Annotated in this window: 12 protein-coding genes; 3 read left to right on the plus strand and 9 right to left on the minus strand. The window is 61.7% G+C overall.

Features of this window, described 5'->3' with window-relative positions; translation table 11 throughout:
• Positions 1 to 273 (plus strand): IS3 family transposase (locus BMX94_RS10915; protein ID WP_143052313.1); only part of this gene is annotated, 273 nt, incomplete at its 5' end.
• On the opposite strand, the gene BMX94_RS09660 is transcribed toward BMX94_RS10915, so the two are convergent.
• From BMX94_RS09660 to guaA, 4 genes are all read right to left on the minus strand, one after another.
• Positions 220 to 1,653, minus strand: a complete 1,434-nt coding sequence (locus tag BMX94_RS09660; RefSeq protein ID WP_177171411.1) for an ATP-binding cassette domain-containing protein — start codon at positions 1,651 to 1,653, stop codon at positions 220 to 222. The genes BMX94_RS10915 and BMX94_RS09660 overlap by 54 nt on opposite strands.
• 540 nt (positions 1,654 to 2,193) lie before the next feature.
• The gene (locus tag BMX94_RS09665; protein WP_218138484.1) at positions 2,194 to 2,493 is read right to left on the minus strand and encodes a hypothetical protein; all 300 of its coding nucleotides are present in this window, start codon (positions 2,491 to 2,493) and stop codon (positions 2,194 to 2,196) included.
• A gap of 161 nt (positions 2,494 to 2,654) precedes the next feature.
• Positions 2,655 to 3,902 (minus strand): ATP-binding protein, encoded by a 1,248-nt coding sequence (locus BMX94_RS09670; protein ID WP_091005978.1) that lies wholly within the window; start codon positions 3,900 to 3,902, stop codon positions 2,655 to 2,657.
• Between the two features lie 104 nt (positions 3,903 to 4,006).
• Positions 4,007 to 5,599 carry a glutamine-hydrolyzing GMP synthase gene (gene guaA, locus BMX94_RS09675; protein ID WP_091005980.1) on the minus strand — a complete coding sequence of 531 codons (1,593 nt, stop codon included), beginning with the start codon at positions 5,597 to 5,599 and terminating at the stop codon, positions 4,007 to 4,009.
• A gap of 277 nt (positions 5,600 to 5,876) precedes the next feature.
• Between guaA and BMX94_RS09680 the strand changes: the two genes are divergently transcribed.
• Entirely contained in the window at positions 5,877 to 7,481 is a 1,605-nt protein-coding gene (locus tag BMX94_RS09680) for an LCP family protein (protein WP_286160085.1), read from the plus strand.
• Between the two features lie 96 nt (positions 7,482 to 7,577).
• On the opposite strand, the gene ychF is transcribed toward BMX94_RS09680, so the two are convergent.
• The 4 genes from ychF to groES all read right to left on the minus strand — a co-directional run bounded on the left by ychF (position 7,578) and on the right by groES (position 12,206).
• A complete protein-coding gene (gene ychF / locus BMX94_RS09685; protein ID WP_091005982.1) occupies positions 7,578 to 8,651 on the minus strand; it encodes a redox-regulated ATPase YchF in 1,074 nt (357 codons plus the stop codon).
• Between the two features lie 41 nt (positions 8,652 to 8,692).
• Complete coding sequence (locus tag BMX94_RS09690) at positions 8,693 to 9,973, minus strand: 4Fe-4S binding protein (protein ID WP_091005984.1); 1,281 nt, start codon at positions 9,971 to 9,973, stop codon at positions 8,693 to 8,695.
• Between the two features lie 235 nt (positions 9,974 to 10,208).
• Positions 10,209 to 11,849 (minus strand): chaperonin GroEL, encoded by a 1,641-nt coding sequence (groL, locus tag BMX94_RS09695; protein ID WP_091005985.1) that lies wholly within the window; start codon positions 11,847 to 11,849, stop codon positions 10,209 to 10,211.
• Between the two features lie 66 nt (positions 11,850 to 11,915).
• Positions 11,916 to 12,206, minus strand: coding sequence for a co-chaperone GroES (groES, locus tag BMX94_RS09700; RefSeq protein ID WP_091005987.1), 291 nt, complete (start codon positions 12,204 to 12,206; stop codon positions 11,916 to 11,918).
• A 421-nt stretch (positions 12,207 to 12,627) separates the two neighbouring features.
• Here groES and BMX94_RS09705 point away from each other — a divergent pair, with 421 nt between their 5' ends.
• A complete protein-coding gene (locus tag BMX94_RS09705; RefSeq protein WP_091005989.1) occupies positions 12,628 to 13,206 on the plus strand; it encodes a xanthine phosphoribosyltransferase in 579 nt (192 codons plus the stop codon).
• A 99-nt stretch (positions 13,207 to 13,305) separates the two neighbouring features.
• Here the strand turns inward: BMX94_RS09705 and BMX94_RS09710 are convergent, their stop codons facing one another.
• Complete coding sequence (locus BMX94_RS09710; protein WP_091005991.1) at positions 13,306 to 15,231, minus strand: NAD(+) synthase; 1,926 nt, start codon at positions 15,229 to 15,231, stop codon at positions 13,306 to 13,308.
• Positions 15,232 to 15,238: the final 7 nt, after the last annotated feature.

Here is a 15,238-nt window from a genome sequence, read left to right on the forward strand (position 1 = left end):
ACGGACGAGTGGGCGGCGGCGTGCGCCGCCGGCCACGTGACGCGCTCGATGTCGCGCAAGGCCAGGAGCCCGGACAACGCGAGGTGCGAGGGGTTCTTCGGCACTCTCAAGAGCGACTTCTTCCACGGGACCGACTGGCGGGGCGTGACGTTCGCGGAGTTCAGCGAGAGGCTGGGCTCCTACATCGAGTGGTACAGGGGCGGGAAGCCGAAGAAGGCGCTAGGATGGAGGACGATAAGGGAGCACCGTGCGGCGCTGGGTTACGCGGCGTAGCGGCGGTCCAGAGGAACGTCCGGGGTCCCCTTCGATGGAGCCTATATCGAGATGATTCGTCGGTTCATCGAGCACGAGGAGGTTGGGATTCGTAACAAGCTGCTGCGCAAGCATGAGTTTGCGGAGCTCGCCAGGACTCAAATCGTCTCCATCGAGCAGTTTATCGGGGTCGGAATTCAGCCGCGCCACGATGGAGAGGACGCGGCCCTTCGTCTCTTGGTCCTGACCCCGTAGTCGTCTCAGGGCCCGCCCGCGTTCTTCCGGTCCGACGTCCTGGGGAACGTACGCCACTTTGACGGTATCGGGAACAGACTCAATGACGCTTCGTACCACCAGGCTCTTTCCCGTTCCGTTCGCGCCAGTCAGCACCACGTGATCCGTTGGCAAGATCCAGAGCTCTGGCACGTCTATCGAGAAATCACCAGCGGACAGTCGCGTCGCCTCTAGATGCACCACGCAGCTCGAACGCGCGGCAATGCCGAACGCGCCGATAGTATGGTCGTATCGCTTCGAGACAACTCTCTTTGAGAGCTCTCCCTCGGCCTTTGCCAGCCGTTCACTCATATTGGACGAGAGCTTGCCAGCCACGCCGTCCTTTCCTGAGACTATGGCGCGTCCAATCCTCTCCCGTGCGTCACTGTCGTGCTTGTCCAGGTTGCGCTTGCTGCGCTTGCCCTTCTGACGCGCCGCCTCCTCGCTTCTGCGCTGCGCTTCCGCCTTCAAGCGCTTCGCTTCGCGGACGGCCTTCTCGCGGTCCCTGATTGCAGCAGAGCGCTCGATGGCCGCTTGGCCACTCGCCTTCGAGTACCCTCCAGGTCGCATGGTCCAACGCGCCCCCTCGCACATCAGGCTCTGGCTCACAAGGCTATCCAGCAGAGCCCTGTCATGCGAGATGAGAATTCCGATGCCGCCGAAGGAAGCGAGGGCTTCCCTCACGATGTTGCGTGTCACGACGTCGAGGTCGTTTGTCGGCTCGTCCATGATGAGGACTTCCGGTCGCGCATAGAGCGCGCATGCGATCTGGAGTCGCTTCTGCTGACCGCCAGATAGAGTGCCATAGCGCCAGAACCAGTCGCCTTCGACGCGAAGCAAAGCCCTTGCTCGTTGCGCTTCCTTGCCCCAGTCCGATGCGAGGTCGAAGAGATTGTCCGGTTCCTGGGTCGAGTCCTGCTGGCAGTACGCCGAGAACAGCTTCGGGCTCACCGTTCCGGAATCTGGCGCGATGGAGTGCGCGGCGATACGGGCAAGCGTGCTCTTCCCGCATCCGTTATCGCCGATGATGCCCGTCCATCCCGACGGGAACGTGACGCTGACGTCATCGATGGCGGCCGATACCGTACCAGGGTAGGTATAGCTGATGTGATTGAGATTCAGTTGCATGGCGAGCTCCTTCGAGGGGAGGTCGCGCAAAGGGTCAGGCACGCGATGCATGAACTTGAAACGAGAAGATACTGAAGCGATGCGGCACCCTGAAGCGCGACCCGATTAGCAGAATGGTCGTATGGGGCGCCCGAAATGGGCATCGCTAGTTCTTCATCTAACCTGACCTAACTCGAAGCGGCGCTTGCCAAAGGCCCCGCTGATGAATTGTCGACGAGCATTGTAGCGTGGCTCTGACCTGGATGCAAAGCGGATTTGCAACCAGACGAAGAACGCCCTAATGACGCATCTCTGACGCTGTCCACACAATGCCAGCTGTTACGTATTTGGCCGAAACCTGTGCGACGACCCTTCGATGTCGCCCCCGTGCAAAGTGAGCGGACTCCAGCAAGCCTTTGGGACTCGTGGCGCTTCTGCTCATGCTCCACGTCCCCATCGGCGGCAACGATACACGCTCGACGTCATAACGGGCAAGCGCAACTATCCTGGCAGCAAATAGCAGGAGTCCTGGCTCGACAGCCTTGAAAGGCTTCCCGAGGCTTAAGAAACTCCTCTGCCGAACTGCATTCGGCAGAGGAGTTTAGCATGACTCATGACTGCCACCTTTGCGGCTTCGTAGTAGGCATGCTCGACAGTATCGGCGTCGATGCCAACGGCTTCGGCAATCCACAAAAGCGATGCGACATTCTGGAGCAAGCTGTAGGTTCGCTCGGCATCGCTGTTCTCGTTCTCGCACGTAAAACTGCCATACCCCTTAGGACCCTGGCTCTTGAACCAGGCAAGCATGCGCTCTCTCATCTCGCCCGGTGGCGATTGGAGATTTGCGGACTTCGCTGTCATAGCGGCCGCTTGCTGGATAATGCCTATTTGCCTACTTAAAGATATTCAACATCTCTTGACGTGTAACCGTGAGAACTTTCCTCCGACTTTAATTCGCAGCAATAGTGAACACAGCCGACTTTCGAACGCTCATATACGTTCTGAAATGATTTGGTTTGAGATTAATTGCTACTTACCAGGTCTCCTCCGCTCGCGATGAACTCCATCAGGTTCAGGTGCCGCACGCCCTCGCGCTGCTGAAGCAGCGGGTCAAGGGTGAACAGGTAGCGCGGGTACGAATCGGTGATCTTCTCGAAAGGCCTGTACTCGCGATCCTCGGTCGCATGGTCGGCGATGGTCATCGCAACCTGAATGTAGAAGTACTCTCCGAACGCCCTGCGTGCAACGAAGTCGCATTCGAGGTTGCCTATGCGCCCGACGCTCATCATGTAGCCAAGACTCCTTAGGTACTGATAGGTGACGTTCTCGAGCGCTGGTCCGTAGTTGATGCGTGCGTCGGTGTTCAAGGCGAAGTAGAAGCCGAGGTCGGCAAGGTAGTACTTCTCATCGCGCATAAGCGACTTGCGCGACTTCATATCGAAGCGCTGACAGCGGTAGATGATCTTGGCATCCACCAGAATCTGGATATAGCGATTGAGGGTCTCGCGCTTGATGTGTACCTTCTCGACCTTATTGAAGTGCTCCAGCAGATTCTTGAGGCTGGTGGTCGCACCGAAGTTGTTGATGAGATAGTCGCGCACCACGTTGAAGACCGAGACGTTCCTTATCTTGTTGGAGCGCTTGACGTCCTTCTCGAAGATCTCCTGCACGACGCCCTGCACATATGCGCGCTTGTCCCGCTCGTCGTCGTACTCGACCGCCTTGGGGAAGCCGCCGAGCCTGATGTACTCGGTGAACTCCCGCGCAAGATTTGAGGATACCTCCTTGCCAAGGTAGCGCTTCATGCCCAGATACTCTGCAAAGTCCAGCGTGAACACCTCGAACTCGAGGTAGCGCCCGGTGAGCTTGGTAGCGAGCTCGCCGGAGAGCGGGTACGAGTTCGAGCCCGTGATGAATATGGACCAGCCGCCGTCGGTCCGGTAGCCGTTGATGAGTTCCTCGAAGCCTCTTACGTTCTGAATCTCGTCGATGAAGAGGTACTTGGTCCCCTGAGCGCCGGGAGGCGCCGTTCTGTCGATAAGCCCCTCGAGCGCATCGGGGGTCTTGATCTTGCGGTTGGCGCGTAGGTCTAGGTCGAGAAAAACGATATTCTCATCAGGAACGCCCAACTCGCGAAGCTCGTCGGCTATGGAGAGCATCATGCAGGACTTTCCGCAACGCCTCACCCCGGTGATGACCTTAATCATTCCCTCGTCGTGGTAGAAGCTGCGGATACGGCTGAGGTACTTCTCGCGACGGTACACCTGCATGATGGACTCCCTTCAAGTGAGTCCATTTTAGCTATTTAAGGGGGTACTTTTTTAGATAATCTAAAAAAGTACCCCCTTAATAGATGACTTTGTGGTTAATAACCCTATTCCCACTCAATCGTAGCAGGTGGTTTGGGCGTGACGTCGTACACCACGCGGTTCACGCCGTCGACCTCGTCCACGATGCGGCTGGATATGCGGCCAATCACGTCGTAGGGAAGCTTGGCCCAGTCGGCGGTCATGGCGTCGGTAGACTCCACCGCACGCACGATGATGGGACGGCGGTACGTACGCTCGTCGCCCATGACGCCAACGGAACGGATGTCCGGAAGCACGGCAAAGTACTGCCAGCAGGCGTGCTCGGAGTTGCGATCACCCGTCTCCTCAAAGAGCCGCTGGTTGTAGGCGTCAAGCTCCTCTCGCACGATGGCGTCGGCATCCTTCAGGATGGCGAGCTTCTCGGGCGTCACCTCACCAATGATACGGATGGCGAGGCCAGGGCCCGGGAACGGCTGACGCCACACCATCTTGGCGGGCAGCCCAAGCGCAATGCCCAGCTCGCGCACCTCGTCCTTGAAGAAGTGGTCGAGAGGCTCGATAAGGTCAAAGTGCACGCCCTCAGGGAACGGAATCAGGTTGTGGTGGCTCTTGATGGTTGCCGCCTTGCCACCGGTCTTTCGTGCACCGGATTCAATGATGTCCGGGTAGATGGTGCCCTGCGCGAGCATCTCCACGTCCCCGATCTTCTGGGCCTCGTCGAAGAAGACCTTCCAGAACTCGGTGCCAATGAGCCGGCGCTTCTTCTCGGGATCGGTAACGCCGGCGAGCATCTTGGCGTAACGCTCCTCGGCATACACATGCACGAGCGGCATGTGGAACTGCTCGCGGAAGACCTCCTCGACCATCTCGGGCTCGCCCTTGCGGAGCATCCCATGGTTCACGAATACGCAGGTGAGCTGGTCGCCGATGGCGCGGTGCACCAACGCCGCGACCACGGAGGAGTCCACGCCACCAGAGAGGGCGAGGATTACCTTGCGCGAGCCAACCTGCTCGCGTATCTCCTCGACCTTCTGGTCGATGATGCCCTCCATGGTCCAGTTCTTCTCGAGGTGACACACGCCAAAGAGGAAGTTCTCGAGCATACGCGTGCCGTACTCGGTGTGACGCACCTCGGGGTGGAACTGCGTGGCGAAGAGCCGGCGACGGGGGCACTCCATAACTGCCACGGGGCAGGTGTCCGTGCGACCGGTAACCATGAAGCCCTCGGGGGCACGGCTCACGGAGTCGCGGTGGCTCATCCACACCGTCTGGCCGCCCTCTGGCGTGCCGTCGAGAAGAACCGAGGAACCAAGCCGCGTGAGCGTCGCCGGGCCATACTCGCCCTTGTCGGTGTGAGCGACCTCGCCGCCGAGCTTGACGGCCATGATCTGCTCGCCATAGCAAAAGCCCAAGATGGGGATGCCCAGCTCGAAGACACGAGCATCCATGTCTGGCGCGCCCTCCGCATAGACCGAGGCGGGGCCACCGGAGAGGATGATGGCGGAAGGAGCCATCTTGGCAAGCTCGTCCGCCGAGATGTCACAGGGGACAATCTCCGAGTAGACATGCAGGTCACGAACCCTACGGGCAATGAGCTGCCCGTACTGGGCACCAAAGTCGAAGACCGCCACGAACTGCTTGGGCCTTGCCTCGGACATGCGTGTCTCCCATCTCCGGCTGTTGCCGGGCAGTAAATTCGTATGCGCTGTAGAGGATACTACCGATTGGGCCCCTCAAGGACTCCCAAGGATTGAGGACACCGTATGTCCGTCAGCGCCGTCCAGCATCCTTCATGGAGCATCCACGCACGTCACGTATGATGAATAGGTTATAGCGGTGCGCCGAGAAGCACCGACACTGAACAAGAACCGCACGATGTCCGGCCGGACACGGTTAGGGGGCCCCTTGGCCGAGAGAAGAAGGCACCACCGTCGCATGTCATCTGAGGAGCAGGACCGTCTCTCCGCAGAGCGCTACGGTGCAGGTAGCGACCACAACTCCGCGGGCTCCAACGCGCGCCAGCTCCACAGCACACCGCTCGTACAGGGGCGCACGGTCGGGACCACTCCTCATGCCCATGCCAACTACGCAGCGGGAGAGGCCCATGCCAGCCACCTACGCGGCGGCGAGCTGGACGAGATGGACCACGCAGCATCCCGAGCCGACGGGGTCGGCTACTACGTCTCCAAGCGCAAGCAGGCAAAGCGCAGCCACCGCGTTCTCAAGGTCGTGGTGATCTCGCTTGTCGCCGTTTTGGCCGTTGCTGGCGCAGCCTTTGCCTGGTACATCAACAGCATCAACAGCAAGCTTTCCAAGGGCATAGACTCGAACCTCCTCAACCAGCTTGTTGCCCCCACCGAGACGGACGACCCCTTCTACATGCTGCTCCTCGGTGTTGACCAGGACGAGGAGCGCACGGAGGAATGGGGGGCAGACCAGTCGAACTACCGCACGGACTCAATCATCCTCGTGCGCGTTGACCCACCCAACAAGAAGGTCACGCTCATCTCAATCCCCCGCGACACCATGGTTGATATGGACGAGCACGGGAAGCAGAAGATCAATGCTGCGTACTCGTTTGGCGGCGCCGCCTACATGGTGCAGGTTGTCTCGAAGCTCGCGGGCGTAAACATCTCGCACTACGCCGAGCTCAACTTTGAGCAGTTCACCTCCATCGTCGACACACTCGGCGGCGTGGAGGTCACACTCCCCGTGGCCGTCTCTGACATGGACTACGCCGGCATCGACCTTCCTGCGGGCACGCAGACCCTCAACGGCGAGGAGGCCCTCGGCCTTTGCCGCAGCCGCCATGCGTACGATGCCTACGGCGGCGGCGACTACTACCGCTCTGCCAACCAGCGCATGGTCATCGCAGCCATCATCCGCAAGGTCCTCGAGAGCGACCCCACCACGTGGCCCAGCCTCATCTCCCAACTGGCCGACAGCGTGACAACCGATCTCTCCGCAACAGACATCCTCTCGCTGGCCAACCAGTTCAAGGACCTCGACACCGAGAACGACATCTACTCCGGCTCGGTGCCCACGACCTCCCAGTACATCGACAATCTCTGGTACGAGGTGGTGGACGAGGACGCCTGGAAGACCATGATGGAGCGCACCGAAGCAGGCGAGACACCCTACTCGGACTCCTCGCAGGACTTCACCTCCGGCGTCGCCGGCTCTGTGGGCACAAGCACGACAGACTCGAGCTCCACGGACGCCTCGAGCACGCGCTCCGAGCCCGTCTACTCTGGCACGGTCCTTGTGCTTAATGGCACCTCAACCCAGGGCGTCGCTTCCAACGCGGCCAATGTCCTCACCCAGACCGGCTACTCAGCCATCGCTGGAAACGCCGACTCCACAGAGCACACGACCACGACCATCGTGTACAACACGTCCGCGAGCTCGTCTGCCCTGGGCGAGGCAAAGGGCGTCGCCGAGAAGCTCGGTCTATCCGTAACCCCCACGGAGAACCCCGGAACCTACTCCGACAACTACGACGTAATCGTCGTGCTGGGGACGGACTACAAGAGCAAGTAGCCCACAGCTTCTCTCGCCCACACAAGCAACGGGCCCCCGACGACAACGTCGGGGGCCCGTTCTTCTCGGCATCTCCTCAGTTCAGCAGTGCAAGCGCTACACGTTAAAGCGGAAGACCATCACGTCGCCGTCCTGCACGACGTAGTCCTTGCCTTCCATGCGCAGCCTGCCGGCATCGCGCGCACCGGCTTCGCCGCCCAGGGTAACGTAGTCCTCGTAGCTGATGGTCTCAGCCTTGATGAAGCCCTTCTCGAAGTCCGAGTGAATGACGCCAGCAGCCTCGGGAGCCTTGGCGCCAATGCGCACGGTCCAAGCGCGGACCTCCTTGGGACCCGCGGTGAAGAAGCTCTGGAGGCCCAGCAGGTGATAGGCCGCTCGCGCAAGCGTCTCGAGGCCAGAGTGCTCGAGGCCCATGGATGCCAGGTACTCGGCCGCCTCCTCGGGATCGAGGTCGGCCAGCTCCGCCTCGACCTCCGCGCAGATGGGAATGGCGTCCTGGCCGTTGATCTGGGGCTTCTCGCCCAGCTGGTCCTCGTCGCAGTTGGCCACGTAGAGGATGGGCTTCATAGTGAGAAGGAAGAGGTCGTGGGCGGCTGCTCGCTCGTCGTCGCTCATGTCCATCTCGGCCGCGCGGTGCCCCTCGTTGAGCCACGCCTGCAGGCGCTTGGCAACCTCGAGGCGCGGAGCCATTTCCTTGTCGCGCTTGGCCTCCTTCTCCAGCTTGGGGATGGAACGCTCGAGCGAGCCCAGGTCAGCGAGGACAAGCTCGGTCTGGATGGTGTCAGCATCGGCCGCCGGATCGACAAACGCACCGGTACGGCCGGTCTCGCGCATGACGTTGGGGTCCTTGAAGAAACGGACCACCTCACAGATTGCGTCGCAGTTGCGGATGTTCGCCAGGAACTGGTTGCCCAGGCCCTCGCCCTCGTTGGCACCCTTGACCAGGCCTGCAATGTCGACGAACTCAACCGTCGCGGGGACGATCTTCGCAGGATGCACCATCTCGGCAAGCTTGTTGAGGCGCTCGTCGGGAACGTCCACCACGCCCACGTTGGGGTCGATGGTCGCAAACGGATAGTTCGCGGCAAGACCACCCTTGCGGGTGAGTGCGGTGAACAGGGTCGACTTGCCCACGTTGGGAAGTCCCACGATGCCTATGGAAAGTGACACGGTGTCTCTCCTTCTTTGTCTGCGGCTCCTGCGCGCAGCCCCTACTTCTTGTTGTTCTCGTCTAGCTTCTCAAGGGTATCCGCGGCCTTGCTAAGCTGCTTCTTGCCCTGTTCCATAAGGCGCTGGGCCTCCTCCTTGGCCTTGGCCTTCTGGCGCGCGATTTCCTCTGCGTTTTTGTCGGGAACCACCAGATCGCTTGCGTCTTGCGGGTGCATGGAGAGTGCCCCCTCAGGACAGACACGCACGCAGGCCGAGCAGTTCACGCAGTACGCTGCCAAGGTGTGGACGTGGCCACTGTCGTCAAGCTCAATGGCGTGCGTGACGCAGGCCTTGGCGCAGTCACCGCAGGACGTGCAGAGGTCAGGGTCGACAACGGGCACGTCGAGGGCGATGTCTGCCGCGAGCTCGGGGTCATGCTGGAGTCCACCCATCATGAGCTTGCGGTTCTGCGTAAGAATGCGCTGACGGTTCTGGTTGGTCTTCGCCCCCACGGCGTTCTCGAGCTGGCGCTGCAGCTCGTTGAGACGATTGGCGTGGTCGGTGATTTTCTTGGCCACTGCCTGGGCACCGGCGAGCCTGGGGCTGGAGCGCGTCACAAGGTTCTCGGTTGCATGGATGGCCGAGCTCACAAACTGGCTGCGGCGGTACTCTCGCGTGAACTCGTGCGTGAGGTTGTTCTTGTCGACCTCAAGGCCCACCGCGGACTGTGCCCACTCCTCCGCCGTACCAATAGCCTCGGTGTAGAAGTCCTCGCCGGTCGTGGTGCGGCAGCGGTCGCAGATGCCAAGCGGCAGATAGACGGAGACGTTGGTGTAGTCGACGAGAATGGAGAACCACAGGTCGCGCGAGATCATGCCCACGCAGGGAAGGAGGATCTCGTTGGACTTGGGAAGCCGCTTGAGGGCTCGGGTACACGTGACGTAGCACTGCTCGTACGCCGAGGCCGCACGGGCAATATTGTCGTAGAGCTGCTTGGCCATGTGACGGCGCGTGTTGAAGACCTCGGTTGGGCAGGCGGCCTGGCAGAGGCCGCACTTGCGGCAGCTGTCCGTGATGGTCACGGATTTGTTGTGGATGTCGATCGAGTTTGTGGGGCACACGTCCAGGCAGACGGAGCACGCGTCATCGCGCTCTGAGGCGGTGCGCAGGCAGCGGCTTGAGTTGCACCAGGGCTTCTCCTTGTAGTCAGCCGGATCGAAGACCTTGCGCTGGCTGGGATCTTGGGCAAGCGAGTCCGCGATGCCCGCCAACGGGTTCTGAACCGCCTGCCAGTTGTCCTGGATGTCGATGATGTCGTCGAGAATGTCGCGCTTCTGCGCCATCGCCTCTCCCCTCTTCTTGCCAAGGTGGCCACGTGCGGCCCCCGCGGCGCGTGCGCCCGCGCACGCAACCGTATCATTGTACCCCGCGGGATTGAGTTCCCCGGCAATGGGATTCCATTGCCGGGGAACTCAATCCCGCGCGAAAGGGCCCCGGGTGCCGGATGGCACTCGGGGCCCTGAGGTTCACTCGGTCGAGTCACGTGACCGAGGAGCGGTGCGTTGGGCTGCCTAGCCCTTAGTACATGCCGCCACCCTGGCCGCCCGCAGCGGCTGCCTTGGAGATAGCCTCCTCGATGGTGGTGTCCTTGGGCTCATCGGAGACGGTGGCCTCGGTGATAAGGATGAGGGATGCCACGGAAGCGGCGTTCTGGAGCGTGGTGCGCGTGACCTTGACGGGGTCGAGGACGCCCATCTCAATCATGTCGCCGTAGTTGCCAGTCGCGGAGTCGAGGCCCTGGCCCTTGGGCAGGCTCTTGATCTTCTCGACCACAACGGAGCCCTCGTAGCCAGCATTGCTCGCGATTGTCTTCACAGGGGCCTCGAGCGCCTTGCGGATGATGTCGACGCCGATCTTCTCGTCAGGATCGGAGGTCTTGACGGAATCAAGCGCAGGAGCCGCAGCCAGGAACGCCACGCCGCCGCCGGCGACGATGCCCTCCTCGACGGCCGCACGGGTGGCCTGCAGGGCGTCCTCGATGCGGTGCTTGATCTCCTTGAGCTCGACCTCGGTAGCTGCGCCAACCTTGATGACCGCGACGCCGCCGGAGAGCTTGGCCAGACGCTCCTGGAGCTTCTCCTTGTCGAAGTCGGAGGTGGTGTTCTCGATCTCGTTCTTGATCTGAGAGACGCGCTCCTCGATAGCGCCCTTGGAGCCGGCGCCACCAACGATGGTGGTGTTGTCCTTGGTGATCTTGACGGACTTGGCGCGGCCGAGCATCTCGGCGGTGACGTCGGTGAGCTGGACGCCAAGCTCCTTCATGGCAACCTGGCCACCGGTGAGGATTGCGATGTCCTCGAGCATGCGCTTACGACGGTCGCCGTAGCCGGGGGCCTTCACGGCGGCGATGTTCAGCGTGCCGCGAAGCTTGTTGAGGATGAGCGTGGCTAGCGCCTCGCCGTCCACATCCTCGGCGATGATGAGCAGCGGCGCGCCCTGCTTGGAGACGGCCTCGAGAATAGGCAGGATGTCCTGAATGTTGGAGATCTTCTGATCGGTCATCAGGATGTAGGGGTTATCCAGCTCCGCCGTCATGTTGTCGTTGTTGGTGGCGAAGTACGGGGAGATGTAGCCCTTGTCGAACTGCATGCCCTCGACGGTATCGATGTCGATGCCGAAGGTCTGGGACTCGTCGACGGTAATCACGCCGTCCTTGCCCACAACCTCCATGGCGTCAGAGATCTTCTCGCCAATCTCGGGATCGCCGGCAGAGATGGTGCCCACGGAGGCAATCTGCTGCTTGGTCGAAATCTCCATTGCGGAGTTCTTCATCTCGTCCACAACAGCGTCGACGGCCTTGTCAATGCCGCGACGGATGGCGATGGGGTTGGCACCAGCGGCGACGTTGCGGAGACCCTCGTTAACGATGACCTGCGCAAGCAGCGTGGCAGTGGTGGTACCGTCACCCACGGTGTCGTTGGTCTTGGTGGCGACCTCCTTCACCAGCTGGGCGCCCATGTTCTCGATGGGGTCCTTGAGCTCAATCTCCTTGGCAACGGAGACACCATCGTTCGTGATGGTGGGGGCGCCGTAGGAGCGCTGCAGGGCAACGTAGCGACCCTTGGGGCCGAGCGTGGTGGTAACGGCGTCAGCCAGGGTGTTCACGCCCTTGGCGAGCTTGGCGCGGGCGTCGGTGCCAAAAACAATGTCCTTAGCCATATTGTGCTTTCCTTCCAGATGAACCCTTGGTGGGTTGTTTACCAGCTAGCGAGCGGCTCGAGCGAGCTACTCCTCGATAATGGCGTAGATGTCGTCGGCACGGAGGAGCAGGAAGTCCTCGCCGTCGACCTTGACCTCGTTGCCACCGAACTTGCCGTAGAACACCTCGTCGCCGGCCTTGACGTCAACGGGGATGCGGTTGCCGTCCTGATCGCGCTTGCCCTCGCCCACAGCAATGACCTTGCCACGCTGCGGCTTCTCCTGAGCACCAGAAGAGATGTACAGACCAGAAGAGGTCTTCTCCTCCTTAGGTGCGGGCTTGACAAGGACGCGGTCTCCCAGCGGCTTAAGAGTCATAACCAAGAACCTCCTTTTAGGGCGCCGAACGGCGCTTGAACCTGTGACGGCGAGCTCTGTGGCCGTGCCGTCCAATCCAACGTTCAACTATGTACCCATCCGATTGGGGTTATACCGTCGAGATGAGAAAAATCTTACGAGAGGGACTTAGATTTTCTAACTTGAGAGGAGCTAGGGCGGCGGAGCAATCGCGGTGGCGGGGAGTCGCCGATCCTCGTTGCTGCGAGAACGCGCCTTGCGGCGCCGGGGTATCGCCGCAGCCGCGACTTCGTACGCACCTGCTGCGGGAAGCGCCGTCGGCGCGCTTCTCGTCAATTCCCACCCCTCGGGCCTGCAATAAATCGCCGCAGCTCGCAGCATTAAGCTTGCTCGCAATGCGTACAATGGGATGCACGTCAGGCGCCGAGGAAACGGGGATTGCATGCGCGAGCTCGAGGAGAGAATCAAGCAGGAGGGCATCGTCCGCGAGGGCAACGTGCTCAAGGTGGACAGCTTTCTCAATCACCAGTGCGATGTCGCGCTGTACGCGGACATGGGTGACGAGTGGGCTCGGCGCTTCGCCGGCAGGCCCGTCGACAAGATTCTGACCATCGAGGCTTCGGGCATCGGCATTGCCTGCGTGGCTGCCACGCGCTTCAACAACGCACCCGTGGTCTTCGCGCGCAAGTCGCAGTCGATCAACCTCGATGGCGAGCAGTACGTGGCCCGCGTGCACAGCTACACCCACGGCAACGACAACACGGTCATCGTGGCCAAGCGCTTCCTCAACAAGGGCGAGCATGTCCTTATCATCGACGACTTCCTGGCCAACGGATGCGCGCTTGATGGCCTCATCGAGATCTGCGAGCAGGCCGGCGCAATTGTCGAGGGCATTGGCATCGCCGTCGAGAAGGGCTTCCAGCCCGGCGGGAAGCGCCTGCGCGAGAAGGGCTTTGACGTGCAGTCGCTCGCCATCGTGAAGTCCATGGACGCAAAGACCGGAGCAATCGAGTTCGAGTAGCGCGGCGGCACAGGGGCGAAAACGGAAACGTCCACGCCAGCAATGCAGCATGGTACAAGCAGGGGCCCGCGGCGATGCGGGCCCCTGCTTTGTTCGCTCTTAGAGCTCCTCGAGCTCGTACAGCCAAAGCGTGGCGCAAGCATCAGACGGCATGCGCAGGTCTCCCCTGGGCGAGACGGCCGCCGAGCCGACCTTTGGCCCGTCCGGCAAGCAGCTGCGCTTGAACTGCTGGGCGAAGTAGCGCCGGTAGAAGGTCTTCTCCCACTTGAGAATCGTTGCGTCGTCGTACGTGTCGCCAAGTGCGTAGCGCGCCAGCCGGTATGCCTTGCGCGGCGGCGTACCGCGGCGCAGGACCTCGTACAGGAAGAAGTCGTGCAGCTCGTAGGGGCCAACAAGGTCCTCGGTGCGCTGGGCGATAGTTCCGTCCTTCTCGGCAGGCAATAGCTCAGGCGAGACGGGCGTGTCCAGAACGTCGTAGAGGACCTCGGCCTCATCGTCGTTTCCGCAGGTGTCGGCCACATAGCGCACAAGGTGCCGCACGAGGGTCTTGGGCACGCTCGCGTTGACGGCATACATCGACATGTGATCGCCGTTGTACGTTGCCCAGCCAAGCGCCAGCTCGGAGAGGTCACCGGTGCCCACCACCAGGCCGCCCTCCTGGTTGGCGATATCCATAAGCACCTGCGTGCGCTCGCGGGCCTGGCTGTTCTCGTACGTGACATCGTGGACGGATTCGTTGTGGCCGATGTCCGAGAAGTGCTGGCGCACGGCGTCCGAGATGTTGACCTCGCGCAGATCGCAGCCGAGGGCGTCGGCCAGCGCCGTCGCGTTGCCGTGCGTGCGCCCGGTGGTGCCAAACCCCGGCATGGTCACGGCAATGATGCCAATACGGTCCAGGTCAAGCAGGTCAAACGCGCGGGCGCACACCAGAAGCGCCAACGTGGAGTCAAGCCCGCCAGAAACGCCAATCACCACATGGCTCGAGTGCGTGTGCGCAAGGCGTTTGGCAAGGCCGCGGGCCTGGATGCTCAGGACGTCCTCGCACCTCTCGGCACGGCGATTCGCATCGGAGGGAACAAACGGGTGGGGATCGACGAAGCGCGTGAGCGTGGTGGCGCTGGGCGTGAGCGAGAAATGCGTGACCGTGTAGCCAAGCGCCTCGGGCGCCGGCGCGGTAACAAAGGTGGACATGCGACGGCGCTCCTCGCAGAGAAAGGCCACGTCCACCTCGCTGGTAGCGGCTCCGGTTCCAAAGGGCTCCGCCTCCGCAAGCATGCGGCCATTCTCGGCAATCATGTCGTGACCGCCGAAGACCAGATCCTGCGTTGACTCGCCGTTGCCGGCGGACGCATACACGTATCCGCAGATGAGGCGCGCGGACTGCCCGGTGACAAGGCTGCGGCGGTAGTCCGCCTTGCCCACGATGGCGTTGGAGGCCGAAAGGTTGCAGATGAGCGTGGCCCCCGCCAGCGCATGCTCGGTCGAAGGTGGGTTGGGAATCCACAGGTCCTCGCAAATCTCGGCCGCCACCACCAGCTGCGGCAACTCGGTGCAGGCAAAGAGCTGGCGCGTGCCAAAGGGTACGTCCGAGAAGCCAGCAAAGTCCACGGGCACGCAGTCCTCGGGGCCAACCGAGAAGTGGCGCGACTCGTAGAACTCGTTGTAGGTGGGGATGGCGCGTTTGGGCACAATGCCCAGCACGCTCCCGTGTGCGAGGGCAATGGCGCAGTTGTAGAGCTTGGCGTTCGCCCGGACCGGTGCGCCGAGAAGCACGAGGGCGTCGATGTGGGAAGTCCTCTGGGCTATGACGCCCACGGCCTTCTCAGCTTCGTCGAGAAGCGCGTCCTGCCAGAACAGGTCTTCGCAGGTATATGCCGTCACGCAGAGCTCCGGCAGCACAATGACGCGCGCGCCTTCCTCGATAGCGGCGTCAATCTGCCGCAGACAGGAGTCCATGTTGTACGCCACGTCGGCAACGCGGACCTCGGGCGTCCTTGCCGCGACCTTCACGAATCCGTCCTGCATCTTTCCT

Source organism: Olsenella sp. KH3B4 (assembly GCA_900111695.1).
Taxonomy (GTDB): Bacteria; Actinomycetota; Coriobacteriia; order Coriobacteriales; family Atopobiaceae; genus Tractidigestivibacter.

What these genes read in the sequence shown, in the direction of transcription:
- BMX94_RS09680 (WP_286160085.1), top strand. Translation starts at nt 5,877, where the DNA reads ATGTCATCTGAGGAGCAGGACCGTCTCTCCGCAGAGCGCTACGGTGCA.
- BMX94_RS09660 (WP_177171411.1), bottom strand. Translation starts at nt 1,653, where the DNA reads ATGCAACTGAATCTCAATCACATCAGCTATACCTACCCTGGTACGGTA.
- BMX94_RS09690 (WP_091005984.1), bottom strand. Translation starts at nt 9,973, where the DNA reads ATGGCGCAGAAGCGCGACATTCTCGACGACATCATCGACATCCAGGAC.
- BMX94_RS09665 (WP_218138484.1), bottom strand. Translation starts at nt 2,493, where the DNA reads ATGACAGCGAAGTCCGCAAATCTCCAATCGCCACCGGGCGAGATGAGA.
- BMX94_RS09670 (WP_091005978.1), bottom strand. Translation starts at nt 3,902, where the DNA reads ATGCAGGTGTACCGTCGCGAGAAGTACCTCAGCCGTATCCGCAGCTTC.
- groES (WP_091005987.1), bottom strand. Translation starts at nt 12,206, where the DNA reads ATGACTCTTAAGCCGCTGGGAGACCGCGTCCTTGTCAAGCCCGCACCT.
- guaA (WP_091005980.1), bottom strand. Translation starts at nt 5,599, where the DNA reads ATGTCCGAGGCAAGGCCCAAGCAGTTCGTGGCGGTCTTCGACTTTGGT.
- groL (WP_091005985.1), bottom strand. Translation starts at nt 11,849, where the DNA reads ATGGCTAAGGACATTGTTTTTGGCACCGACGCCCGCGCCAAGCTCGCC.
- BMX94_RS09705 (WP_091005989.1), top strand. Translation starts at nt 12,628, where the DNA reads ATGCGCGAGCTCGAGGAGAGAATCAAGCAGGAGGGCATCGTCCGCGAG.
- BMX94_RS09710 (WP_091005991.1), bottom strand. Translation starts at nt 15,231, where the DNA reads ATGCAGGACGGATTCGTGAAGGTCGCGGCAAGGACGCCCGAGGTCCGC.